The 22,859-nt window shown below is 73.0% G+C and carries 22 protein-coding genes; 6 read left to right on the top strand and 16 right to left on the bottom strand.

Annotated features, from left to right (window positions below; genetic code table 11):
• Positions 1-275 precede the first annotated feature (275 nt).
• From qcrB to ctaE, 4 genes are all read right to left on the bottom strand, one after another.
• Positions 276-1,970, bottom strand: a complete 1,695-nt coding sequence (gene qcrB / locus ACTSKS_RS03715; protein WP_036384751.1) for a cytochrome bc1 complex cytochrome b subunit — start codon at positions 1,968-1,970, stop codon at positions 276-278.
• 5 nt (positions 1,971-1,975) lie between these two features.
• Positions 1,976-3,052 carry a cytochrome bc1 complex Rieske iron-sulfur subunit gene (qcrA, locus tag ACTSKS_RS03710; RefSeq protein ID WP_036384754.1) on the bottom strand — a complete coding sequence of 359 codons (1,077 nt, stop codon included), beginning with the start codon at positions 3,050-3,052 and terminating at the stop codon, positions 1,976-1,978.
• Positions 3,053-3,121: 69 nt separating this feature from the next.
• Complete coding sequence (qcrC, locus tag ACTSKS_RS03705; protein ID WP_036315101.1) at positions 3,122-3,928, bottom strand: cytochrome bc1 complex diheme cytochrome c subunit; 807 nt, start codon at positions 3,926-3,928, stop codon at positions 3,122-3,124.
• A gap of 85 nt (positions 3,929-4,013) precedes the next feature.
• Positions 4,014-4,652, bottom strand: coding sequence for an aa3-type cytochrome oxidase subunit III (gene ctaE / locus ACTSKS_RS03700; protein WP_428842618.1), 639 nt, complete (start codon positions 4,650-4,652; stop codon positions 4,014-4,016).
• Between the two features lie 190 nt (positions 4,653-4,842).
• Between ctaE and trpD the strand changes: the two genes are divergently transcribed.
• The gene (gene trpD / locus ACTSKS_RS03695; protein ID WP_036384758.1) at positions 4,843-5,901 is read left to right on the top strand and encodes an anthranilate phosphoribosyltransferase; all 1,059 of its coding nucleotides are present in this window, start codon (positions 4,843-4,845) and stop codon (positions 5,899-5,901) included.
• 54 nt (positions 5,902-5,955) lie between these two features.
• Here trpD and ACTSKS_RS03690 read toward each other — a convergent pair whose 3' ends face one another.
• Both ACTSKS_RS03690 and ACTSKS_RS03685 read right to left on the bottom strand, forming a co-directional pair.
• Complete coding sequence (locus ACTSKS_RS03690) at positions 5,956-6,237, bottom strand: Lrp/AsnC family transcriptional regulator (protein ID WP_036384759.1); 282 nt, start codon at positions 6,235-6,237, stop codon at positions 5,956-5,958.
• A gap of 68 nt (positions 6,238-6,305) precedes the next feature.
• Positions 6,306-6,722, bottom strand: coding sequence for a DUF3054 domain-containing protein (locus ACTSKS_RS03685; protein WP_036384761.1), 417 nt, complete (start codon positions 6,720-6,722; stop codon positions 6,306-6,308).
• Positions 6,723-6,831: 109 nt separating this feature from the next.
• Between ACTSKS_RS03685 and ACTSKS_RS03680 the strand changes: the two genes are divergently transcribed.
• Positions 6,832-7,485, top strand: a complete 654-nt coding sequence (locus ACTSKS_RS03680) for a hypothetical protein (protein ID WP_010078646.1) — start codon at positions 6,832-6,834, stop codon at positions 7,483-7,485.
• A 193-nt stretch (positions 7,486-7,678) separates the two neighbouring features.
• Positions 7,679-7,924, top strand: a complete 246-nt coding sequence (locus ACTSKS_RS03675) for a superinfection immunity protein (protein ID WP_317676448.1) — start codon at positions 7,679-7,681, stop codon at positions 7,922-7,924.
• 16 nt (positions 7,925-7,940) lie between these two features.
• Here ACTSKS_RS03675 and ACTSKS_RS03670 read toward each other — a convergent pair whose 3' ends face one another.
• Both ACTSKS_RS03670 and ACTSKS_RS03665 read right to left on the bottom strand, forming a co-directional pair.
• A complete protein-coding gene (locus tag ACTSKS_RS03670; RefSeq protein WP_317676449.1) occupies positions 7,941-8,489 on the bottom strand; it encodes a maltokinase N-terminal cap-like domain-containing protein in 549 nt (182 codons plus the stop codon).
• Between the two features lie 59 nt (positions 8,490-8,548).
• Positions 8,549-10,654: an oxidoreductase gene (locus tag ACTSKS_RS03665; protein ID WP_442927300.1), complete on the bottom strand. Its 2,106-nt coding sequence runs from the start codon at positions 10,652-10,654 to the stop codon at positions 8,549-8,551.
• Between the two features lie 149 nt (positions 10,655-10,803).
• Between ACTSKS_RS03665 and ACTSKS_RS03660 the strand changes: the two genes are divergently transcribed.
• From ACTSKS_RS03660 to ACTSKS_RS03650, 3 genes are all read left to right on the top strand, one after another.
• The gene (locus ACTSKS_RS03660; RefSeq protein ID WP_317676451.1) at positions 10,804-11,280 is read left to right on the top strand and encodes an NfeD family protein; all 477 of its coding nucleotides are present in this window, start codon (positions 10,804-10,806) and stop codon (positions 11,278-11,280) included.
• Between the two features lie 61 nt (positions 11,281-11,341).
• Positions 11,342-12,532 carry an SPFH domain-containing protein gene (locus tag ACTSKS_RS03655; protein ID WP_442927299.1) on the top strand — a complete coding sequence of 397 codons (1,191 nt, stop codon included), beginning with the start codon at positions 11,342-11,344 and terminating at the stop codon, positions 12,530-12,532.
• Positions 12,533-12,619: 87 nt separating this feature from the next.
• Positions 12,620-12,967: an RNA polymerase-binding protein RbpA gene (locus ACTSKS_RS03650; protein ID WP_012750883.1), complete on the top strand. Its 348-nt coding sequence runs from the start codon at positions 12,620-12,622 to the stop codon at positions 12,965-12,967.
• A 76-nt stretch (positions 12,968-13,043) separates the two neighbouring features.
• Here the strand turns inward: ACTSKS_RS03650 and ACTSKS_RS03645 are convergent, their stop codons facing one another.
• From ACTSKS_RS03645 to ACTSKS_RS03610, 8 genes are all read right to left on the bottom strand, one after another.
• Positions 13,044-13,775 carry a polyprenol monophosphomannose synthase gene (locus ACTSKS_RS03645; protein ID WP_036315073.1) on the bottom strand — a complete coding sequence of 244 codons (732 nt, stop codon included), beginning with the start codon at positions 13,773-13,775 and terminating at the stop codon, positions 13,044-13,046.
• Between the two features lie 90 nt (positions 13,776-13,865).
• Positions 13,866-14,960 (bottom strand): hypothetical protein, encoded by a 1,095-nt coding sequence (locus ACTSKS_RS03640; RefSeq protein WP_036384777.1) that lies wholly within the window; start codon positions 14,958-14,960, stop codon positions 13,866-13,868.
• 19 nt (positions 14,961-14,979) lie between these two features.
• Positions 14,980-17,970 (bottom strand): DEAD/DEAH box helicase, encoded by a 2,991-nt coding sequence (locus ACTSKS_RS03635; protein WP_250161810.1) that lies wholly within the window; start codon positions 17,968-17,970, stop codon positions 14,980-14,982.
• Positions 17,971-18,044: 74 nt separating this feature from the next.
• Entirely contained in the window at positions 18,045-18,902 is an 858-nt protein-coding gene (tatC, locus tag ACTSKS_RS03630; protein WP_036384783.1) for a twin-arginine translocase subunit TatC, read from the bottom strand.
• A 20-nt stretch (positions 18,903-18,922) separates the two neighbouring features.
• Positions 18,923-19,180 carry a twin-arginine translocase TatA/TatE family subunit gene (locus ACTSKS_RS03625; protein WP_036384785.1) on the bottom strand — a complete coding sequence of 86 codons (258 nt, stop codon included), beginning with the start codon at positions 19,178-19,180 and terminating at the stop codon, positions 18,923-18,925.
• Between the two features lie 37 nt (positions 19,181-19,217).
• The gene (locus ACTSKS_RS03620) at positions 19,218-21,317 is read right to left on the bottom strand and encodes a helix-turn-helix transcriptional regulator (protein WP_036384786.1); all 2,100 of its coding nucleotides are present in this window, start codon (positions 21,315-21,317) and stop codon (positions 19,218-19,220) included.
• Between the two features lie 11 nt (positions 21,318-21,328).
• Positions 21,329-21,724 carry an FKBP-type peptidyl-prolyl cis-trans isomerase gene (locus ACTSKS_RS03615; RefSeq protein WP_010078659.1) on the bottom strand — a complete coding sequence of 132 codons (396 nt, stop codon included), beginning with the start codon at positions 21,722-21,724 and terminating at the stop codon, positions 21,329-21,331.
• Positions 21,725-21,756: 32 nt separating this feature from the next.
• Entirely contained in the window at positions 21,757-22,848 is a 1,092-nt protein-coding gene (locus tag ACTSKS_RS03610; protein ID WP_041103792.1) for an FKBP-type peptidyl-prolyl cis-trans isomerase, read from the bottom strand.
• Positions 22,849-22,859: the final 11 nt, after the last annotated feature.

Raw genomic sequence — 22,859 nt, 5'->3', positions numbered from 1 at the left:
GGGCACGGGCCCGCGGCACCTGGGAGTCCGGAACCGGGCACGTGGCCGTCAGCAGGGGCCGGGCACGTCCCAGGCTGGCGGGAAACGCTGGGCAGGCCCACGGGGGTGGCCCGGGACCGGCGGGCCTGAACCCTTCGCCGTCCATGCGGGCCGATGCGCGCCGCGGCGTCGGGGCTGCTCAGGGCAGCGCGTCCTCGAGGTCACCCTGGGAACGTCGAAGGGCCCCACGCACCATGGTGCGTGGGGCCCTTCGTCAGGGAATCAGCCGCTCGGGATCAGCGATCCAGGTGAGGGGCGTGCGAGCCGTGCTCGAGCTCGACCGCGGACTCCTCGTGGCCGTGCTGGCCGTGGGTGCGGGCCTCCACCAGCTCCTCGCGGGAGACCGGGGCGACGCGATCCTGGTAGAACATGCGGTTCAGGCCGGCACGGGCCTTCTCCAGCGCGCCCACCTTGCCGTTGCGGCCGGGCATGGCCGGCACCGGGCGGCGGTCCTCGAAGGACACCAGGCGGTACAGCTCGTAGTCGGTGAGCTGGCGGTGACGCTCGTGGAAGCCGCCCTCGGGGGACATCTCGATGACGCCGGCCTCGTGGCCGTGGAGCACCAGCTCACGGTCCTTGCGCTGCAGGGACAGGCAGATGCGGCGGGTCACGATGAAGGCGATCACCGGGCCGAGGAAGAACAGCGCGCGCAGCACGTACAGCACGTCGTTCAGGGAGAGGTGGAAGTGGGTGGCGATGAGGTCCGAGGACGCGGCCGCCCACATGACGCAGTACCAGACGACGGCGGCCACGCCGATGCCCGTGCGGGCCGGGGCGTTGCGCGGACGATCGAGCAGGTGGTGCTCAGTGTTGTCCTTGGTGATCCACCGCTCGATCCAGGGCCAGGTGCACATGCCGACGAGCAGGACGCCGACCGGGATCAGCGGCACGAGCACGCCCATGGGCAGGGACACCGAGGAGCCCCACGGCATCGGGATGTTCCAGAGGAAGGAGTAGTCGCCGATCATGCCCGGCATGAGGCGCAGGGCGCCGTCGAACACGCCGATGTACCAGTCGGGCTGGGTGCCGGCCTGCACCGGGGACGGATCGTACGGGCCGTAGTTCCAGTTGGCGTTGATCGTCACCGTGGAGGCGATGAGCGCGAGCACACCGAACACGATGAAGAAGAAGCCGCCGGCCTTGGCCGCGTACACGGGGCCCACCGGGTAGCCGACCACGTTGTCCTCGGTGCGGCCCGGGCCCGGGTACTGGGTGTGCTTGTGCACGACGACCATGAACAGGTGGATGCCGATCAGCAGCAGGATGGCGGCCGGCACGATCATGATGTGCAGGGCGTACAGGCGGCCGATGACCGAGTGGCCGGGGAACTCGCCGCCGAAGAAGAAGGCGGAGAGGTACGTGCCCACCAGCGGCAGCGACTTCAGGATGCCGTCGATGATGCGCAGGCCGTTGCCGGAGAGCACCTCGTCGGGCAGGGAGTAGCCGGTGAAGCCGGCGGCCCAGCCGGCCATCAGCAGGAAGCAGCCGACCAGCCAGTTCAGCTCACGCGGGCGACGGAACGCGCCGGTGAAGAACACGCGCAGCATGTGGACGGACATGGCCGCCACGAACATCAGCGCCGCCCAGTGGTGCAGCTGGCGCATGAACAGGCCGCCGCGCACGTCGAACGAGATGTCCAGGGTCGAGGCGTAGGCCGCGGACATCTCGATGCCGCGCAGCGGGGCGTAGGCCCCGTCGTAGACGACCTCCGACATGGAGGGGTCGAAGAAGAGGGTGAGGAACGCGCCGGACAGCAGCAGGATGACGAAGCTGTACAGGGCGACCTCGCCGAACATGAACGTCCAGTGGTCCGGGAAGATCTTGCGGCCGAAGAACTTCACGATCGGCGACATGCCCATGCGAGTGTCGACGAAGTTGGCGATGCGGCCGGTCGTGGTCGCCGGCTGGAACTCATTCACGGTGGTGCTCATAGGTGTCAGCCACGCTCCCAGTAGACAGGCCCGACGGGCTCATGGAAATCGCTCTGGGCCACGAGGTAGCCCTCATCGTCCACGGTGATCGGCAGCTGCGGCAGCGCGTGGCTGGCCGGGCCGAAGATGACCTTGCACTCCTGCGTCAGGTCGAAGGTCGACTGGTGGCAGGGGCAGAGCAGGTGGTGGGTGTGCTGCTCGTACAGGGCGATCGGGCAGCCCACGTGCGTGCAGACCTTGGAGTAGGCGAAGATCCCGTCCACGTTCCAGTCCTCGCGACCCGGGGTGATCTTCACCTTGGCCGGGTCGAGGCGCATGAGCAGGACGACGGCCTTGGCCTTCTGGTTGAGCTTGTCAGGGCCCAGGTCGTTCAGGCCGTCGGGGATGACGTGCACGGCGGAGCCGAGCGTGACGTCCGAGGCCTTGATGGGGGAGCCGGTGGGGTCGCGCACGAGGCGCACGCCCTCGGCCCACATGGTGTGACGCAGACGCTCCGGACCGAAGTTGTGGATCTCCTCATCCGAGAAGTTGTCCGAGTCGTCCAGATCGCGGAACACGGCGATGAACGGCAGGGGGGCCAGCAGGGCGGCACCGATCAGGGTGTTGCGCAGCAGGGGGCGGCGCTTGATCTGCGACTCGTCCAGGATCTCGGAGATCATCCCGGTGGCGGCCACGCGGTCGTCCTCCGAGCGGATCTCGTGACGGTCCTCCACGGTCTCGTGGTCGGGCATCAGGGTCTTGGCCCAGTGCACCACGCCGATGCCGATGCCGAACATGGCGAGGGCGGTGCCCAGGCCGAGCAGCAGGTTCTGCAGGTAGATCTTGCTGAACGCCTCGCCGTTGCCGATCTGCCCCACACCGAAGTAGCCGATGAAGAAGAGCACCGTGCCCACGATGGAGATGAGGAACATGACCGAGACCTGACGCTCGGCGCGCTTCGCAGCCTTCGGATCCTCATCGGCCAGGCGCGGACGGTGCGGAGGCAGGCCCGGGTTGTCGATCGCGTACCGGGGCGCGTCCTCGCCGGCGTGCTCGAGGGAATCCGAGCGGTGCTCGGTCCCTTCAAAGCCTTTCTCGCCCATATGTCCTGTTTCCTTTACTCGAGTGATGAATGTCGATGACGGGTGGTCGGCGCGCCTGCGCCGACGGGATCAGGAGGACCGGCTGGTGAGCCAGACCATGAAGCCGATGATCAGCGCCAGGCCAGCGGTCCAGATGAACAGGCCCTCGGAGACGGGGCCGAGCGAGCCGAGGGCGAGGCCGCCGGGGGAGCCCTGGTTCTCGATGGTCTTCAGGTAGGCGATGATGTCGCGCTTGTCCTCGGGCTTGATGTTCGAGTCGGAGAACACCGGCATGTTCTGCGGGCCGGTCTCCATGGCCTCGTAGATGTGCTTCTCCTCCACGCCCTGCAGAGAGGGGGCGTACTTGCCGCGGGTGAGCGCACCGCCGGCCGCGGCCGCGTTGTGGCACATGGCGCAGTTGATGCGGAACAGGTCGCCGCCGCGGGTGATGTCCACGTCCTCGTGGTTCACATCCAGGTACTCGTCCTCGGGGACGGCGGGGCCGGCACCCAGCGAGGCGACATAGGCGGCGAGCTGGGCCGTCTGCTCGTCGTTGAACTGGTTCGGCTTGACCTGGGCCTGCGGGCCGTTCATCTGCATCGGCATGCGGCCGGTGCCCACCTGGAAGTCGACGGAGGCGGCGCCGACACCGATCAGGGACGGGCCGGAGGGGCCCCCCGCGGCACCCGTGCCGTGGCACGAGGCGCAGTTCGCGTTGAAGAGCTTCTCGCCCTCGGAGATGTCATCAGCCGAGGCGGCCGCGGTGACCTGCGTGGCCGCCTGCGCCTGGTTCACGGTGCTCGCGACGGAGTACAGTCCGCCGGTCACCAGGAGTCCCAGCAGGAGGAGCGCCAGCCCCATCAGGGGATGGCGTCGGTTCTGCGAAAGTGCCTTCACGGGGGTTTCCTATCGTTCTCTTCCCGGGCGGGCCGCTCATGCTGCCGGCCCGGGCCTGAAGTCGGTGCGGTGAGTGGGGGTCGTCTTACTTCAGGAAGTAGACGATGAAGAACAGGGCGATCCAGACGACGTCCACGAAGTGCCAGTAGTAGGACACGACGATCGCCGACGTCGCCTCGTGGTGGCCGAAGCGGCGGGCCATGTAGGCGCGGCCGATGATGAAGAGGAACGCGATCAGGCCGCCGGTCACGTGGATGGCGTGGAAGCCGGTGGTGATGTAGAACGCCGAGCCGTACGCGTTCGCCGCGACGGTCACACCCTCGGAGACGAGAACCGCGTACTCGTAGGACTGCACCGCCACGAAGATCGAGCCCATGATGAAGGTCAGGATGAACCACTCGACCATGCCCCACTTCCCGAACTGCAGGAAGCCGCCGGTGCGGCGGGGCTGAAGGCGCTCGGCGGCGAGGACGCCGAACTGGGCGGTGACGGAGGAGAGCACCAGGATCGTCGTGTTCACCGCGGCGAGCGGGACGTTGAGGATCGCGGTGTGCTCGGCCCAGAGCTCCGGAGACGTGGAGCGCAGGGTGAAGTACATGGCGAAGAGCCCACCGAAGAACATGAGCTCGCTGGCAAGCCACACCATGGTCCCGACCTGCACCATGTTCGGCCGGCTCGGGAGCCCCGTGGTGGGCTGATGGAGAGTGGGGTTAGCTGTGGTCACCCAGCCATTATGGCCCCAAACACCGCCCGGGCGGTAAATCGAACTTACCGTGTCGCAGGACAGGTCGTCAGCACCGTCGGGGGGTTTCAGTGTCAGTCGGAGGCTGGCGTCCAGGGGATGTTCAGGTTCGCGGTGCGCGGCGCATGACATGGCGCGGTCCCGGGTGCGGCCGGGCCGCTAGGCTCAGTGCGTGAGCACCCCCGAGAACACCGCAGCAGTCCTGGGGACCTCCTGGCCGGAGGTCTTCCGCGCCCTCACCCTCGGTGAGGACCTCAGCGACGACGTCGCCGCGTGGGCCATGGGGGAGATGATGGCCGGCGACGCCACCGAGGGGCAGGTGGGGGGATTCCTCCTCGCCCTGGCCGCCAAGGGGGTGACGGTGCCGGAGCTGCGCGGCCTGACCGAGGCGATGGTCCAGGCGGCGAACCCGGTGCACGTGCCGGGGGAGACCCTCGACGTCGTGGGCACGGGCGGCGACCGCCTGGGGACCGTGAACCTCTCCACGATGTCCTCGCTCGTGGCCGCCGGTGCGGGCGCGCGGATCGTCAAGCACGGGAACCGCGGCGCCTCGTCCACCGCCGGCGCGGCCGACGTGATCGAGGCCCTCGGCGTGGACCTGTCCATGCCGGCCCGGAAGGCCGAGGAGTGCGCCGAGGCCGTGGGCATCACGTTCCTCTTCGCCCAGAACTACCACCCGTCCATGAAGTACGTGGCCCCGGTGCGCAAGCAGCTCGGCGTGCCCACCGTGTTCAACTTCCTCGGCCCCCTGAGCAATCCGGCCCAGGTCACCGCCCAGGCCCTGGGCTGCTCGAGCGAGGCCATGGTCCCGCTGCTCGCGCAGGTGCTCGCAGACCGGGGGGTGCGCGGCTTCGTCTTCCGCGGGGCGGACGGCCGGGACAAGATCACGACGTCGGGGCCGTCGACCGTCATGGAGGTCCGGGACGGTGTGCGCACCCACGAGCTCGATCCCCGGGAGCTGGGCATCGACCTGGCCCCCGTCCAGGCCCTGGCCGGGCGGGACGGCGCCTACAATGCGGCCCTCGTCCGCGCTCTGCTGGCGGGGGAGAAGGGCCCGATCCGCGACGCCGTCCTCCTCAACGCGGCCGCGGGCCTGACGGCCTGGGACCGCGACGCGGACGCGCCGCTGATGGAGCGGCTGGCGGCCAACATGGCGCGGGCCGCCGAGTCGATCGACTCCGGCGCCGCGCGTGACGTCCTGGACCGCTGGGTCGCCTTCTCCAGATCCTGATGGTGCGACGACGGGCCTTCCCCGGCGAGATGGGGCCCGTCGTGGAGAGGACGCTCAGGAGTCGAAGCCGAGCGCCCATCCCTCGCCGAGGTCCTCAGACGAGTAGGTCCGGAAGGCCAGCATGGTCTCGGTGTCCTGGATCCCGTCGACCTTGGAGAGGTGGTCGGCGATCACGTCGGCGAGGTCCTCATAGCGGCGCACCTTGACCATCGCCACCAGGTCCCACGCGCCGGTCACGGAGTAGACCGACCCGACCCCTTCGAGCGCAGCGAGGGCCTCGGCGGTCTCCGGGATGCTGGATTTGTCGGTCTTGATCAAGACGATGGCGGTGACCACGGGCGGTCCTCATTTCCTCGATGCTGCGGGTCCGGTGTCCGCGATGATCCTAGCTGCGCGCCGGGCCCTCACCTCCGGGTGCGGCGCACCAGCCAGGCGGTCACTGCCCGGCGGCCCAGGAGCAGGACGCCCAGCACCCCGAGCGCCACGAGCACGAAGGACACGGGTGCGCCACCGAGGCCGAAGGCCACGCGCAGGACCATCCCGACGGCGACGGTCCCCAGCCACACGATCACACCGTGGGGCCACACGCGGGCCCAGGTCCGGTGTCCGGAGGTCAGCCCGGTCATGAGCAGGAGACCCGCGAGGAACGGCGCCGCCGTGACCAGCAGGCCCACCGGCCCGCGCTCCGTGGAGTGCTGCCCCTGGCCCAGAGCCACGAAGAGGACGGTGAGCAGGAGGTCGACGGCAAGCGCAGGCAGGGCGCCGCGCGGGGCACGGTGCTCGGCGGGTACGACACGACGGGCGGTGGGGGAGGACGTCATGCATCCAGTCTGGCCCACCGCGAAGTCGAGGCGGATCGTACGGCCGGGGGCGGCTCGGCGAACGTGCCGTACGACAAGACATTGCCTTTGTCAGAGATAGACTCTGGGCATGGTGTCCGTACATCTGGTGCTCATCCGACCGACCACCGCCACGGCTGAGGACGCGCGGCGTCTGGCAACCGCGCTGCGCGACGATCCCCGCCCGGACGCGGCTGTGACCGCGGCGATGTGGCTCGGCGACGAATCCGACCCGGTGGACGACGATGCGGCGCCGCACGACGGCGAGCTGGCCGTCGTCCTCGACGACGCGGCGGCTGCGGTGGGCCTGGCGTTGTGGGCCGTGCGGACCGGGTCCTGGGCGGTGATGCTGGATCCCGAGGGTGGCTCCGACAAGGACTCAGCGTTGTCGTATCTGACGCCAGCCGAGCGGCGGCGCGCCCGGCGGGCACCGGGCCGACTCGTGCTGCCGGCCGGAGGTCGCCCGGGCCGCGCCTCGGAGTCCGGCCGAGAGGCTGATCTGCGCTGTGCGGAGGCCACCCTGCAGCTGGTCGCCGCAGTGGAACGGCGCCGGTCCGCTGACCAGCACGCGGCGGGACGGCTGGTCGAAGCCGGCGCCAGTCAACGAGAGGCGGCGGCCGAACTCGGGATCAGTCAGCAGGCCGTCTATTCCCGGTTGAGACACGGGCTCTGGCATGAGAGCCGGACGGCGGTGGCGGCCGTCCTGCCGTTGCTGGACCGGCTGTCCACAGACCCGGGGGAGTGAATCGCCGGTACGCGGCGCCGGCGTCGACCGGCGCGACCTCCTGGGCCAGGTCCCGATGTGGCGCGTGCCGTGCAGGCGACCGTCCGAAGGGGAGGCGAAGGACGGGCTAGTTGACATAATGTACATTATCGGCGCACTGCGGAACGGTGGACAGGGCGCCCTCCGCGGCGGGTCTCGCGCGTAGCCTGGACCCATGACGATCATGACCGACCAGCGCGACCGCCCCCTGCACGCGACGATCGCCGTCGTCCTGGCCATCGCCACGGCGGGCTACCTGGCTCCATGGGCCGTCGCCGCCGTCCGTGGCCGTTCCACCGTGTGGGCGGTGTTCTGGGTGAACCTGCTCACCGGGTGGACCGTCCTCGGCTGGTGCATCGCGCTGTACATGTCGCTCACCAGCCATCACCGGCTGCGGTCCTGGGGTCCGCGCGGCCTCTGACCGCGCGGACCGCCCCTCAGGTAAGACGCGCGACGACGGCCCGCACACCGTCTCCCTCGGCGATGAGGCACCGCGGGCCGTCGACGTCCGCCTCGCCCGTCTCCGACAGCTCGACCGGCACCTCGAGCTCCCCCGTCGCATCGGCGCCGATCACGCGGAGGGTGAGATCCGGGGCGCGCGTCTCGAGGTAGGTCCCGGACTCGTCGTGCATCTCGAGCCGGGCCTGCGGGATCTCGCCGCGCACGGCGGCCGCGAGGATACGGCGCGCGTCCGGGTCGGTGGCGGCGTCCACGACCCAGCGGTGTCCCAGGACGGAGTGCTCCACCTCGGCCACGACGTCCCCCTCGGCGGGTGCGTCGCCTCGGTAGGCGAACGCAGTCTGGTAGAGCCGGTCCCCCACGCGCACGAGCATCGACTCGACGCCGATCTCGCCGGTGGGATCGTCGAACCGGTACGAGCCGACCTTCTCGGCGGCCACGTCCTCGGGCAGTCCCTGCGCCACGAGGCGGCGGCGGATCCATTCGGGCTTGTCCGGGTCCAGGCGTGCGGTGTAGATGAGAGCCATGCCCCGACCGTAGCCCCGACGTCGTCCGCCCGGGAGGGCCCGCCGGCCGGCGGCGCGGCTCAGCCCTGCACGGCCCGCACGGCGTGGTCCATGGCCCGGTAGGCGTCGAGCTCGCGGGCTTCGGCCGCGCCACCGATCAGGCGCACCGCCTCCGGCGCGTAGCCCGCAGCCACCAGGTCCTCGACGAGATCCGTCTCGGACTCCTGCCCGGCGCACACGACGACGTCCGTCACGTCCAGGGTCAGCGCCCCGCGGGCCTCGGGGTCCTCCGGGGACGGCGCGGTCACGCGCAGGCCGTCGGGGCCGAGGCCCTCGTAGGTCACACCGGAGTGCAGGTGGACCCCGTGCCGCCGCAGCTCGGCGCGGTGCACCCAGCCGGTGGTGGGGCGCAGTCGGACGCCCATCGGTCCGGGGCTGCGCTGGAGCAGGTGGACCTCGCGTCCGGGGTGGGCCGCGGCCGGCTTCGCCAGCTGGCCCCGCGTCTCCGCGGTCAGGGCCACGCCCCAGCGGGCCCGCCAGTGCTCCTGCGTCTCGGGCGTCCCGTCCGGCCGTTCCGTGCCGGCCGCCAGGGCCTCGGCGACATCCACGCCCACGCCGCCGGCGCCGATCACCGCGACGCGCGGACCGACGTCGACGTGGCCCAGGACCACGTCGTCGTACGCATGGACGGCGGGCGCACCCGGCTCCCCCGCCCCGGGCAGAGCGACGGGCCGGGGCCGCACGCCGGTGGTGAGGAGCACCTCGTCGTAGCCCGGCCGCCCGTCGTCGGTCAGGAGTGTCTGTGCGGACACCTCCTCCCCGGTCACGAGCGTCACCCCGGATGCCGCCGCGCGGGCCGCCAGGTGCTCCAGCGCGGGACCGAACTCCTCCTTGCCGGGGATGCGTCGGGCGAGCCGGAACTGGCCGCCGGGCTCGGCGTGCCGGTCGAACAGGGTGACCTCGTGCCCGAACCGGGCCGCACGCTCCGCGGCCGTCAGGCCCGCCGGCCCGGCACCGACCACGGCGATCCGGCGACGGCGGGCGAGGGCCACCGGGACGGGCGCGGCGTACTCCGGCTCCGTCTCCCGCCCGGCGCGGGGGTTCATCAGGCACGAGACCTTGGCCCCGGTGAACACGTGGTCGAGGCAGGCCTGGTTGCAGGCGATGCACGGGGTCAGGGTCCGAGCGCGCGGGTCGCCGATCGCGGCCATCCAGTCGGGGTCCGCCAGCAGGGGCCGGGCCAGCCCGACGAGCGCGGCGGCCCCGGACGTCAGCGCCTCCTCCGCCTCGGCGGGGGTGGTCAACCGGTTGGAGGCGATCACGGGGATGTCGACGGCGGCGGTCAGGTCAGCCGAGGCGGCGAGGAACGCGGCGCGCGGCACGGAGGTCACGATGGTCGGCACACGCGACTCGTGCCACCCGATGCCGGTCATCAGGACGTCCGCTCCGGCGGCCTCGAAGGCCCGGGCGGTGTCCGCGATCTCCGCGCGCGTCTGCCCGTCGGGGACGAGGTCCGCCGCCGAGGTGCGCACCGAGAGCACGCCGCGCTCCCCCAGCGCCTCGCGCACGGCCGCGACCACCGCGACCGGGAACCGGCGTCGGCGCTCGGCGTCGCCCCCGTACTCGTCCGCGCGTCGGTTCGTCGCCGGGGCGAGGAACTGGTTGAGGAGGTAGCCCTCCGAGGCCATGATCTCCACGCCGTCGTATCCGGCCTCCAGGGCCAACGTGGCCGCGCGTGCGAACGCGTTCACGGTCCGCTCGATGTCCGCGGCCGTCATCTCCCGGGGCGTGTGCCGCGAGATCGGGGCTCGCACCGCGGAGGCCGAGACCAGGTCGGGGCTGGGGGCGTAGCGTCCCGCGTGCAGCAGCTGGGCGAGGATCCTGCCCCCGGCTGCGTGGACGGCGTCCGTGACGACGCGATGGGCGCGCGCGTCCTCCTCGCTGGCGAGCATCCCCCCGCCCAGCGTCACCGTGCCCTCGGGGACGACGCCCAGGCCGCCGGTGACGATGAGTCCGACGCCGCCGCGTGCCCGCTCCGCGTAGAACGCCGCCAGCTGCGGCAGGTCGTCGTGCCGGTCCTCCAGTCCCATGTGCATCGAGGCCATGACCACCCGGTTGGGCAGCGTGAGGGGGCCCAGGGTGATCGGCTGGAGCAGGGGCGAGACCGCGACGGGTGAAGATGTCATGCAGCTCACATTACCGGGCGGTGGCCCCCTCCTTCCAGGACCGCCTGGGGACACGCTGTGTCCGGCGGCACTGCGTAGGGCAGGATGGGGATCACACGTCGACGCGCGGCAGACCCGTCCGCGCACCCGACACGGAGGGGAGCGCACGCATGGAGTGGATCGAGGCGAACGCGGGCTGGCTGTGGCTGGTGCTGGCCGCCGGCCTGGCCGGCGTCGAGCTGCTGACCCTGGACCTCGTCTTCCTGATGATCGCCGCCGGGGCCGGCGCGGCGGGCGTGGTCGCGCTCGTGGGCGGCCCGCTGGCGCTCCAGCTCGCGGCGTTCGCCGCCGTCGCCCTGCTGATGCTCGCCGCCGTGCGCCCCGTCGCGCTGCGCCACCTGCGCAAGGACACCGGCGCCGGCGCCTCCTACCTGGACACGCTCCCGGGGCGCCGCGTCGCGGCCCAGGGAGCGATCACCGGCGACGCCGGCACGCTCGCCGTCGACGGAGACACCTGGTCCGCCCGCGTCGAGCCCGGGGCGCCCGACGTCGCCCCCGGCGACGAGGTGACCGTCCTGCGCATCGACGGGGCCACCCTGGTGGTCCGCCCGCTCCCCCGCATCGACTGGAAGGCGGACGGCGCCTGAGCCGCCCCACGTCCTCGTTCCGACCGCACCGACCGCACCGACCCCAGAAGAAGGGACCCCGATGGAAACCCTCATCGTCCTCGTCGTCCTCGCCGTCCTCGCGGCGGTGATCGTGGCCTCCTCGGTCAAGATCATCCCGCAGGCGCGGACGGCCAACATCGAACGCCTCGGCAAGTACAACCGCACGGCCGGCGCCGGGCTGACCCTGATCATCCCGTTCGTGGACCGCATGCTCCCGATGGTGGACATGCGCGAGCAGGTCGTCTCCTTCCCGCCCCAGCCGGTGATCACCGAGGACAACCTCGTCGTCTCCATCGACACGGTCGTCTACTTCCAGGTCACGGACGCCAAGGCCGCGACCTATGAGATCGCCAACTACATCCACGCGGTGGAGCAGCTCACCACCACCACCCTGCGCAACGTCGTGGGCGGCATGAACCTCGAGGAGGCCCTGACCTCTCGCGACTCCATCAACTCCCAGCTGCGCGGCGTGCTGGACGACGCCACCACGCGCTGGGGCCTGCGGGTCTCGCGGGTGGAGCTCAAGGCCATCGACCCGCCCATGTCCATCCAGGACTCGATGGAGAAGCAGATGCGCGCCGAGCGCGACCGCCGCGCCGCCATCCTCACCGCCGAGGGCACGAAGCAGGCCGCCATCCTCACGGCCGAGGGCGAGCGCCAGTCCCAGATCCTCTCCGCCGAGGGCGAGGCTCAGGCCCGCGTGCTGCGCGCCAACGCCGAGGCGGAGGCGATCGAGGTGGTCTTCGACGCCATCCACTCCGGCGGCGCCGACTCCGAGGTCCTGGCCTACCAGTACCTGCAGTCCCTGCCCAAGATCGCCGACGGCCAGGCCACCACCATGTTCGTGGTCCCCGCCGAGCTCACCCGCGCCCTGCAGGGCCTCGGTGAGGCGTTCGCCCCCGGCGGCGGCGACCGCCCCACCCCGGAGCGCGCACCCCGGCGTCGGGACTCCGGGGACCGCGCGGGCGAGCCGGGCGCCGAGCACGTCGGCGTCACCCCGGAGCGCGCGCGTCGGCCGCGTGGGTCCCGCCCCACCACCGCGGACGCCCTGCGCGCCAGCGGCGTCATGGACGCGATGACCGCCGGCGCGGTGACGGCGGAGGACATGCCGCAGACCTCGCTCGACGAGGCCCTGGCCACGCCGCAGGAGATCGAGCCCGACCCGTCGGCCGGCCGCACCCCCGGCACCCGCCCGGCCGGCGAGGCCGACGGGAATGCTGTGGGACACTGAATGGTTCCATCAGTGAGGACGACCCGCCGCGCCTCGATCGGCCCGCGCCCCCGCGCGGGCCTCGGCGCGGCCTGACGAGGAGGAAACGTGAGCGATCGCAGCCTGCGGGGCATGCGCCTGGGCGCGCAGTCCCTGGAGTCCGAGGCCGGTGTCGAGCCCGCCGCCCGGCAGCGGGTGGAGTACCGCACGGAGGACGGCGAGCAGGTGTTCGTGACCTTCTCCGTGGAGGCAGACGTGCCGGCCACCTGGACCTCGAAGACCGGCAAGGAGGCGTTCCTCGTCAGCGGCGAGAAGCCGGCTGAGACCGAGGGCAAGCCCGTGCGCACCCACTGGGACATGCTGCGCGAGCGCCGCAGCCTCGAGGAGCTGGAGGAGACCTACAAGATCCAGCTCAACAAGCTGCGCGCCAGCCGCGGCGAGGACGTCGACGCCTGACCCGCCGCTCCCCCATGCACGACGGGGCCGGATCCGCCATGGATCCGGCCCCGTCGTCGTTCGGGGGCTGTGCGCCTCAGAGTCCGAGGCGGGCGCGCAGGCCCTCCCAGCGCGCGGCCAGGCCCCAGCGGGTCACGTTGACCACGGCCTCGCCGATGATGCCGCCGCTCATCTTGGACTCGCCGAGCTCACGCTCCACGAACGTGATCGGAACCTCGACGATCCGCTTGCCGAGCCGGGCCGTGCGGAAGGTCATGTCCACCTGGAACCCGTAGCCCTTGGACTCGATCGCGTCCAGGTCGATCGCACGGAGCGTGTCGGCCCGGTAGGCGCGGTAGCCCGCCGTGATGTCCGTCAGGTTGAGGCCGAGCATGATCCGCGGGTACAGGGAGCCGGCCCACGAGATCATCTTGCGGGAGGTCGGCCAGTTCACCATCTTGCCGCCCGGCACGCGGCGCGAGCCGATCACCAGGTCCGCGGTGCGGACGGCCTCCAGCAGGCGCGGCAGCTGCTCGGGCTGGTGCGAGCCGTCCGCGTCCATCTCGACCAGGACGTCGTAGCCGCGCTCCAGGCCCCAGCGGAACCCGGCGATGTAGGCGCCGCCCAGGCCGTCCTTGGTGGTGCGGTGCAGCACGTGCACGGAGGGGTCCTCGGCGGCGCGGGCGTCGGCCCAGTCGCCGGTGCCGTCCGGGGAGGCGTCGTCCACCACGAGAACGTCGGACTCCGGGACGGCGTCACGGAGTCGGCCGAGGGTCAGCGGCAGCGACTCGATCTCGTTGTACGTGGGGATGATGGTCAGCACGCGCATGTGCGGTTCTCGCCTTCCGGCCGGGGTCGTGGGGGCGGCCCGCCGGTCGTACGGGCCATCGCATCCGTTCGAGTATAGGAAGCGGAGGTCTCAGGCCGGCGTCGCGCCATCGCGCGCGTCGCGGGCCACGTCCTCCGCGGCGATCCGGCCGTCCACCCAGGTGGCCCGCCAGCGGGGCAGGGCGGTCTCGGCGTCGAGGGCCGGCAGCAGCGGGGTGCCGGCTCGGGTGTCCGTGCTCCACGCCGCCACCCGGCCGTCCGGCGACTGCACAGCCACCGCGTCCGCGTCCCAGACGCCGAACACGGCCGGGGCCGACACGCTCAGGCGCGGGGCGACGGACAGGCCGGCCGCCGGAGCGTCGGGCAGCGCGCGCAGCGGGGTGCGGGTCGCGGCGGCGAAGGCGGAGCGGGCGGAGATGCGCTCGTCCGGGTCGGGGTGGGACAGCGCCGACCGGACGGCGGCCCACGGGTCCCCGGCCGGGCCGGCGCCCAGGCACACGGAGACGGCGTCGGCCAGCAGGCTCGCCACGGGGGCGTGCAGCACGCCGTCCGCGTCGGGGACGACGGTGGCGCTGACCCCGGCGGCGGCCAGGAAGGCGCGGTCCTCGGCGGTGACCGAGTGGGTGACCACGAGCCGATGGCGCACGCGGCCCAGGGCGGCGGTGCCGAGTTCCTCCGCGACCGAGCGCAGGGCGGTCAGGGCCACGTCCTGGGCGGCGGGCCCGGCGTCCGCACCGCCGTCGGGGACGAGGTAGGCCTGCTCCCCCGCCTGGGTCGAGGCCGTCAGGAGACCGGTGAGCGTGGCGGGGTCGGTGTCGGTCCCGACGGGCAGCCAAACCCCGGCCGCCTCGGCGTCCACGCGGTCCGCGTGCCGGTAGACGACCGTCTGGACGTCCTCGTCGGCGGGCGCGGCGCCCGTGTCCTCGGGCCCGGCCAGGACCGTCACGACGGCGGTGCCGCGGCTGAGCGCGTCACGCGCGTCCGCGGGCCGGGCCAGCGGCTCGACGAACACGGGCACGACGACGGCGCCGTCGAGGTCCCGCCGTTCGTCACCCGGGTCGGCCACGCGGTCCGCGGAGTCGTCCGCGCCGAGCCAGGCGATCACCCCGTCCCGGACCAGCAGCGCCTGTGCGTACGGGTCCGTTGTCGAGTGGATGATGCCGTGGGTCAACAGGTGTGCGCTCACCCGCCCACCCTAGCCCGTGTCAGTCCTCGTCCGCGCGGGGCGCCGAGGCCGCCGGCAGCGAGGTGGCCACGACGCCGCGGGAGACGAGGTCCGCGGCCCGGCGGCAGGCACGGCTGCGACGGGCGTCCCCGGGGACGTTGGCCAGCTGGTCCAGCACGTCGATGACCTGCCGCGCCCAGCGGACGAAGTCGCCCGCGGCGAGGTCCGCGCCCTCGAGGGTGCGGCGCAGGGTGGCCCCCCGCACCCAGCGATGCATGGGCGCCACCAGGCCGGGGTCCGTCCGGGGCGTGGGCTCGAGCCGTGCCTGGGCCTCGTCCGTGCGCAGGCGCTCCTCGATGCGCTCGGCGGCCTCCGCGACGCGTGCGAGCCGGGGGGTCGGCATCGGGACCAGTCCGGGCTCGGTCTCCCCCTTGCCCTGGTACACGAGCAGCGCGGCGACGGCGGCCCACTCCTCCGGCGTCAGGCCGTCCGTGGCCGGATCCTGCAGCACTAGGGAGGTGAACAGGTCCCGCTCGCCGTAGATCCGGCGCAGGGCCTCGCCGCGCTCCGTGAGCGCCGCACGGGGCGAGGACGCGTCCTCCTGGACGTAGCCGTAGGCGCGCAGCAGAGCGACCACGCGGTCGAACGTGCGGGCGATGGTGTTGGTGCGGCCCGCGATGCGTTCCCGCAGGACGGAGACCTCCCGCCGCATGGCCCACCAGCGGTCGCCCCAGCGGGCGTGCTCCTCGCGGTCCTGGCAGCCGTGGCACGGGTGGCGGCGCAGCGCCCGGCGCAGCTCCTCGACCCGGGGTGCGGCCGGGTCCTCCCGGAGGCGGAAGCCCGCCGTGCGGCGGCCTCCGGTGGGCGGGCGGCCCGTGCGCACGGCCTCGCGCATGAGGGCGGCGACGTCCTTGCGCTGCGTGGGCGTCTTCACCTGCACCACCTGGGGCAGGGCGGCGCCCGCCACCGGCTCGACCGGCCCGGCGACGTCGTCCACCGTGATGCGGCGCAGCTGCGCCTTGTCCGTCACGACGCCGACGCGCGGGTTCTGGGGGTTGCCGGCGGGGAACACGACGACGGCCCGCCCGAGCGCGCGGCCGGCGTCGAGTTCGACGACGTCCCCGACCGCGAGGTTCGCGAGCGAGTCCTTCACGGCGGCCAGGTGGGCCCGACGGCGCCCCTGCGAGCCGGACTTCTCCGCGGCCGCGAGCTCCTTGCGCAGGGTGAGGTACTCGGCGAAGTCGCCGAGGTGACACTGCATGGCCTCCTCGTACTTCTCGAGGCTGGCCTGCTTCGAGCGGACTTCGCGGGCCAGCCCCACCACGGAGCGGTCCGCCTGGAACTGGGCGAACGAGGACTCGAGGATGCCCCGCGCCCGCTCCGCGCCGACCTGCGCCAGCAGGTTCGCGGACATGTTGTAGGTGGGCCGGAACGAGGAGCGCAGCGGGTAGGTGCGGCGCGAGGCCAGGCCCGCGACGGCGGCCGGGCCCAGCCCGGGACGCCACATCACCACGGCGTGGCCCTCGACGTCGATGCCGCGGCGGCCCGCCCGGCCCGTCAGCTGGGTGTACTCCCCCGGCGTGATGTCGACGTGGTTCTCGCCGTTGAACTTGACCAGCTTCTCGATCACCACGGAGCGGGCCGGCATGTTGATGCCGAGGGCGAGGGTCTCCGTGGCGAACACGGCCTTGAGCGCGCCGGCGGCGAACAGGTCCTCGACGGCCTCCTTGAACGGGGGCAGCATGCCGGCGTGGTGGGCCGCGAAGCCCCGGGACAGGCCGTCCCGCCACGCCCAGAACCCGAGGATCTCCAGGTCCTCGACGGGCAGCAGACGCGCCGCCTCCTCGACCCGCTCGGCCACGAGCGCCTTCTCCCGCGCCGTGGTGAGGTCGAGCCCAGCCCGCAGGCACTGCTCCACCGCGGCGTCGCAGCCGGTCCGGGAGAAGATGAAGGTGATGCACGGCAGCAGCCCGTCGCGGTCCAGGGCCCGGATCATCTCCGGGCGCGACGTGGACAGCCGCGGTCCGCGCCGCTGGCCGCCGTCGTGACCGCCCGGCCGACCGGAGACCGGCCGCTCCCGGTCCAGCGCGGAGGAGCCGGTCCGGCCCCGGCCGCCGTCGCGGCCCGTGCGCCGGCCGCCCCTGGCCCGCCCCTTCGGGACGCTCCCGCGCCCGTCGCGGTGCTGCTGCCGCCCGGGCCGACCCCAATCGGCGCGCTGGAACCGGCGCTCGGCCTCCTCCCCCAGGCGTTTGAGCTCGGGGTTGAGCAGGGCCTCCCCGTCCCGGTCCGCGGTGTCCTCGAAGGCGATGTCCTCGGCGAACAGGTCGTAGAGCCGGCCCCCGGCCATGACGTGCTGCCACAGCGGCACCGGCCGGTGTTCGGAGACGATCACGGTGGTGGCGCCCCGGACCGTGTCGAGCCAGGCGCCGAACTCCTCGGCGTTGGACACCGTGGCGGACAGGGAGATCAGCTGCACGTGCTCGGGCAGGTGGATGATGACCTCCTCCCACACCGGGCCCCGGAACCGGTCGGCGAGGTAATGGACCTCGTCCATGACGACGAAGCCGAGGTCGATGAGGGTGTCCGACTGCGCGTACAGCATGTTGCGCAGCACCTCGGTGGTCATCACGACGACGGGCGCGTCCGGGTTGACGGAGGTGTCCCCCGTGAGCAGGCCGACGTTCTCCGCGCCGTGCACGCGGGCGAGGTCCGCGTGCTTCTGGTTGCTGAGGGCCTTGATGGGGGTGGTGTAGAACGCCTTCGTGCCGCGGGCCAGGGCCAGGTGGACGGCGAACTCGCCGACCACCGTCTTGCCGGCGCCGGTGGGCGCCGCGACGAGGACGCCGTGGCCGTCCTCGACCTCGGCGCACGCGCGGCGTTGGAAGTCGTCGAGGGGGAAGCCCACGCGTGCGGCGAACCGGCCGAGCTCGGAGCCGGCGTGGTGCCGGGCCGCCCGGGCACGGGCGTAGCGCTCCGCCGGGCTCAGCTCGGGCTCGTCGTGCGGGGTCGCGGACGCGGGATGGTGGGCCATGGCCCCACCCTACTGGCGGGTCCGGACACCGTCGTGCTCGTGCGTCCGGGCGTGAGGGCTGCGGCGGGCGCCGCTCAGATCTGATCGAGCGGCTTCGGGCCTGCGGCGAGCTCCGCCTCGACGTCCATCTCGCGCTGGCCCTGCCGACGGTCGCGACGCCGGTCGCCCCACAGACACAGGACGATGGCCACGCCGAAGAGGACGACGAGCGGGATCGCCATGTAGAACATGGAGATGGCGTCCGCACCGGGGGCGGCGATCGCGGCGATCAGCATGATCACGAAGACGGTGATGCGCCAGTGGTGGACGATCGTGCGGCCCGGCAGGATGCCGAGCATGTTCAGTCCCACCAGCAGCACCGGCAGCACCATGGCCACGCCGAACGCGAGGTAGAGACGCGTGACGAAGCTGATGTACACCGACGCCGTCGGGAGGTTCGCGCCGCCCTCGGGAGTGAAGCCCACGAAGAACTGGACGGCCTGCGGCATCACGAGCCACCCCAGCGCGATGCCGAAGATGAACAGGGGCACGGCCGCGGCGATGAAGCCCAGGGCGTACTTCTTCTCGGCCTTCTTCAGACCCGGCACGATGAATGCCCAAATCTGGTAGAGCCAGACCGGGCTGGACAGGATGAGCCCGATGAACATGCTGACCTTGAGCATGAGGTCGAACGGCGAGGCCACCGTGTCATAGGCGACGGCCGCCGTGTGTCCCTGGCTGGCGATCTGCTTGACCGGGCGGAACAGCTCCGCCATGACCGGCTGGTAGACGAGGAAGCCGACCACCATGCCGACCGCGACGGCGAGCGCCGACTTCAGCAGTCGGTTGCGCAGCTCCGTGAGGTGCTCGCGCAGCGGCATCTCGCCGGTGGGGTTGTCCCGCCGCCTCCGGCGGCGCCGGGTGCGGCGGGCGACCTCGTCGACCTCGGTCATCGGGTGGGGGTCCTTCCGGCTCAGCGCGGGTCGCGCGGGTCGGTCTCGTCACGCTCGACGACGCGGCCCTCGACCGGCTCGTCCGCGGCGCTGGAGCCGGCGCCGGAGCGCTCGTCCGTGGTGCCCTTGCCCTCGGTGCGCATCTGCTTCACCTCGGAGGAGAAGATGCGCATCGACTGGCCGAGGTTGCGGGCCATCGCGGGCAGCTTCGGCGCCGCGAAGAGCAGGATCGCAAGCAGGATGATGATGACGAGCTGCCAGCCCTGGAGTCCAGCCATGATGAAGGGTCCTTTCGATGGGGTTCCAGGGTCCAGGCTACCGCGCCGGCAGGGCCGCGAGGGCATCGCCCAGCGCGGCCGCCACGGACGTCCGGAGGTCGGCGGGGGCCAGCACCTCGACGGCGCCGCCGTGGCGTCCGACCAGCGCGGCCGCCACGCCGGCGTCGGTCAGATGCACCCGGGTGAGCCGGTCGCCGTCGGGCAGGTCGGCCTGGGCATCCGGGCGGTAGCCGGCGGCCGCGTCGCGGACGGGATGGGCCCAGCGCAGCAGCACCGGCACCCCCGCGGCGTCGTCGGGATGGACCCGCCAGCGCGCGGGCCGAGCCCGGGGCGCGAACGTCTCCCCCGTGGGTGCGGGCGCGCTGATCCGGTCCACCCGGAACACCCGGTGGTCCTCGGCGCGACGGCACCACGCCTGCAGGTAGAGGCGCGCCCCGTCCTGCACCAGGGCCAGCGGCTCCACGTCCCGCTCGGTGAGGGCATCGGCATGCACGGAGCGGTAGGTCAGGTGCACGACGGCCCGCTCCGCCACGGCGGCCAGCAGGGTGCGCACCGTCGCGGGGTCCACGGCCACGTCCCAGTGGGCGGCGACGGCGACCGGGGGCCCGCCGGCGGTGTGCGCCTCGGCCTCCCGGAGGGCGGCGTCGTCCGCGTCGTCCGCATCCGGGGCCCCCGCGTCCAGGACCGCGGCGCGGATCCGGCGCTGAGCGGAGCGGGCGGCCTCGCGGTCGGCCTCGTCCAGCACCGGCAGGTCCGCGACCGTCTGCAGGGCGGCCACGAGGCTGTGCGCCTCGGGGCGCGTCAGCCGCACGGGACCGGCCAGGTCGGCGGCGCGCTCCACGTGGACGCGGCCGGCCACCTCCGCCACCTCGAACTGGAAGCCGGGGAAGTCCCGCTCGGGCATGCCGCAGTAGCGCAGCGTCTCGAGGTCGGCGTCGAGGCGCTCGTCGGTGACCCCGAGACGCGCGCGCAGCTCCGCCCGGTCCACCCCACCGGCCCGGTTGGCCAGCCCCACGATGTCCAGCAGGCGGCCCACGAGGTCCTCGCTCGAGTCGCGGGCGCGGCGCCGGACGGGCGCGGCGAGCGGGACCTCGAGCAGGGCCGGGTCGGCGGGGCCGGCGTGGGCCTCCGCCGCGGCGGCCAGGCCCGCGCGGACGCGGTCGGTCAGGTCCGGGTGCGCGGCCGAGGGCACGGCCCGGCCCAGCAGGCCGCCGATCTCCGCGGCGAGGCCGTCCTCGCGCGGTCCGGCGAGGGCCTCCCAGAGCTCCCAGTCGGGCCCCGGTGCGGCGCCGTCCTCGACCCGGGGCTCGGCGGGCTCACCGACCGCGCGGACGCCCTGACCCCGGCCGGGCGCGAGCCACACCCGGACCCGCTCGGCGTCGGCCTGCCCGGCCAGGCGCGCCACGAGGCCGGCGTGGTCGTGGTCCTCGGGACGGCCGGGGGCGTCCGTCGCCCGCTCGACGCGGCGCGGCTCCCCCTCCATCCGGGTGAGCCGGAAGCTGCGCTCGGCGCCGCGGTCGAGGTCCCAGCCGGTGAGGTACCAGCGGCCGCGCACGAGGGTGAGGAACCAGGCCCGCACGGTGCGCCGGGTGGCCCGCCCCCGCGCGTCGCGGTAGGGGAAGCGCAGCACGGCCTCGTCGGCCACGGCCTGGGTGAGGGCCTCGAGCCGGGGGTCGGCCCGGGGCATGAGGGTGTGGTACCCGGCCAGCTCGTCGTCGCCCGTGAGGTCGGTGGCCGGCTGGAACAGCAGGCCCACGGCGCGGACGACGTCGGCGCGCAGCGGCGAGTCGCCCCACAGGCGCCGCGCCCGCACGAGGGCGCGGCGCTCGTCCACGGTCAGGTCGAGGTCGCGCAGCAGCAGCGCATCGCGGACGACGCGGTGCCGCACCCCCGCCTCGCCCTCGTCGAAGCCCGCGGGTTCGAGCGTCTCCAGCGGGACCCCCACGGCGCGCAGCACGCGGCGGTCCCGCTGGAAGAGCTTCTCGAAGGCGGCGTCCGTGAGCCCCTCATAGCCGACGACCTGCCGTCGGATCCGGTCACGCTCGAGACCGTGCGGTGCCGAGAGCAGCAGCCACAGCAGCGAGATGATGCGCTCGGCGGCCTCGTCGCCGGCGCGCCGCGGGGCGGGTGGGGTCACGGGGCCCGGGGTCAGTCGACCGAGACGAGGTCGCAGACGAAGATGAGCGTCTCGTTCGGCCCGATCGCGGAGCCGGCGCCGCGGGCGCCGTAGCCCAGGTGCGGCGGGATCTCGAGGCGGCGGCGGCCGCCGACCTTCATGCCGAGCAGGCCCTGGTCCCAGCCGGCGATGACCTGGCCGACGCCGACGGTCAGGGGCAGCGGGGTGCCGCGGTTCCACGAGGCGTCGAACTCCTCGCCGGTGGACCAGGCCACGCCCACGTAGTGGACCTGCACGCGGGAGCCGGCCTCGACGGCCGGGCCGGAGCCCTCGATCAGGTCCTCCACCACGAGCTCGGTGGGCGGGGTCTCGCCCGGGAAGTCGATCTCGGGCTTGGTGCGGTCGTAGTCGCGCTGTCCGAAGGACACGGTGCTCTCCTCTTGGGTTCTCGTGGACGGGGTCAGTTCGCCGACGGGGTGGCGGACGCCTGGGCGTCCAGGATGTCCACCACGAACAGCAGGGGCTCGTTCTCGCCGATGTCCGGCGGGCTGCCCTGCTCACCGTAGGCCTTCTCGGCCGGGATCGACAGGAGGACGCGCGAGCCCACCTTCTGGCCGGCCAGACCCTCCTTCCAGCCCTCGATGACCTGGTTGAGGGAGAACGTGATGGCCTGACCCGTCTCCCAGGACGAGTCGAAGACCTCACCGTCGGACCACGTCACGCCCTCATACTGCACGGTCACGGTGTCGTCCGCGCCGACCTCGCGGCCCTCGCCCTCGATCAGGGGCTGGACCACCAGCTCCTGGGGCGCCTCGCCGTCGGGCTTCGCGATGCTCGGCCGGCCGCTCTCCTCGTCCACGGTGACGTCGGGCAGGCGCTCGTCCCGCTCGGTCACCTCTTCGCCCTCGGCCTGCTTCGGCAGGATGGCGTCGATCTTGTAGACGAACAGCTGGGCGGGCTGCGTCTGGGTGGAGGGGGAGGCGCTCGGCGACGCGCTCTCGGTCTGCGGGACGGAGACGTCGTACTCGGGGCTGTACGCGGCGACGATCGTGCCGGCGCCGTTGCCCACCAGCATCTCGTGGATCTCCGGGTTCATGGACTTGAGCTGGTCGTCCACGGGCACGGCTTCCGGTTCGCCGCTGAAGTTCTCGGCGACCACCTCGCCGCTGGCCGGATCGACGACGGCGATCGACATCTTCAGGACGTCGCCCTCCTGCACCTGCTCCCCCTCGCCGGCGGTCAGCACGCGCGTGGTGGGCTGGTCGGTGTCGATCTCCCCGTCGATCTCGACCGTCGGCGCCCCGCCGTCGCCCTCCGTGAAGGTGACACCCGTCAGGGCGTCCGGCTCCCCCTGGCCCTCGCCGACGGCCGCCCGCTCGGGGGCGGCCGACGTGGAGGCCGACGCGGTGTCGCTGTGGGGCTGGTCCGCGCCGTCGTCGCCGGTGGCGCAGGCGGTGGCCAGCATCAGGCCTGCGGCGCCGAGGGACAGCAGCGGCAGCAGGCGGCGACGGCGGCGGGCCGTCGGGGGCTGGGGGGTCTCGAACGAACTCATGCGGGTCACCC

This window comes from Micrococcus sp. TCR-5, assembly GCF_052220525.1.
Lineage (GTDB): Bacteria > Actinomycetota > Actinomycetes > Actinomycetales > Micrococcaceae > Micrococcus > Micrococcus luteus.
Note: the sequence above shows the minus strand (reverse complement) of the source record. Positions and strands in the feature narration are given on the sequence as shown.

What these genes read in the sequence shown, in the direction of transcription:
- qcrB (WP_036384751.1), bottom strand. Translation starts at nt 1,970, where the DNA reads ATGAGCACCACCGTGAATGAGTTCCAGCCGGCGACCACGACCGGCCGC.
- qcrA (WP_036384754.1), bottom strand. Translation starts at nt 3,052, where the DNA reads ATGGGCGAGAAAGGCTTTGAAGGGACCGAGCACCGCTCGGATTCCCTC.
- ACTSKS_RS03685 (WP_036384761.1), bottom strand. Translation starts at nt 6,722, where the DNA reads ATGACGTCCTCCCCCACCGCCCGTCGTGTCGTACCCGCCGAGCACCGT.
- ACTSKS_RS03680 (WP_010078646.1), top strand. Translation starts at nt 6,832, where the DNA reads ATGGTGTCCGTACATCTGGTGCTCATCCGACCGACCACCGCCACGGCT.
- ACTSKS_RS03675 (WP_317676448.1), top strand. Translation starts at nt 7,679, where the DNA reads ATGACGATCATGACCGACCAGCGCGACCGCCCCCTGCACGCGACGATC.
- ACTSKS_RS03670 (WP_317676449.1), bottom strand. Translation starts at nt 8,489, where the DNA reads ATGGCTCTCATCTACACCGCACGCCTGGACCCGGACAAGCCCGAATGG.
- ACTSKS_RS03665 (WP_442927300.1), bottom strand. Translation starts at nt 10,654, where the DNA reads ATGACATCTTCACCCGTCGCGGTCTCGCCCCTGCTCCAGCCGATCACC.
- ACTSKS_RS03660 (WP_317676451.1), top strand. Translation starts at nt 10,804, where the DNA reads ATGGAGTGGATCGAGGCGAACGCGGGCTGGCTGTGGCTGGTGCTGGCC.
- ACTSKS_RS03655 (WP_442927299.1), top strand. Translation starts at nt 11,342, where the DNA reads ATGGAAACCCTCATCGTCCTCGTCGTCCTCGCCGTCCTCGCGGCGGTG.
- ACTSKS_RS03645 (WP_036315073.1), bottom strand. Translation starts at nt 13,775, where the DNA reads ATGCGCGTGCTGACCATCATCCCCACGTACAACGAGATCGAGTCGCTG.
- ACTSKS_RS03635 (WP_250161810.1), bottom strand. Translation starts at nt 17,970, where the DNA reads ATGGCCCACCATCCCGCGTCCGCGACCCCGCACGACGAGCCCGAGCTG.
- tatC (WP_036384783.1), bottom strand. Translation starts at nt 18,902, where the DNA reads ATGACCGAGGTCGACGAGGTCGCCCGCCGCACCCGGCGCCGCCGGAGG.
- ACTSKS_RS03625 (WP_036384785.1), bottom strand. Translation starts at nt 19,180, where the DNA reads ATGGCTGGACTCCAGGGCTGGCAGCTCGTCATCATCATCCTGCTTGCG.
- ACTSKS_RS03610 (WP_041103792.1), bottom strand. Translation starts at nt 22,848, where the DNA reads ATGAGTTCGTTCGAGACCCCCCAGCCCCCGACGGCCCGCCGCCGTCGC.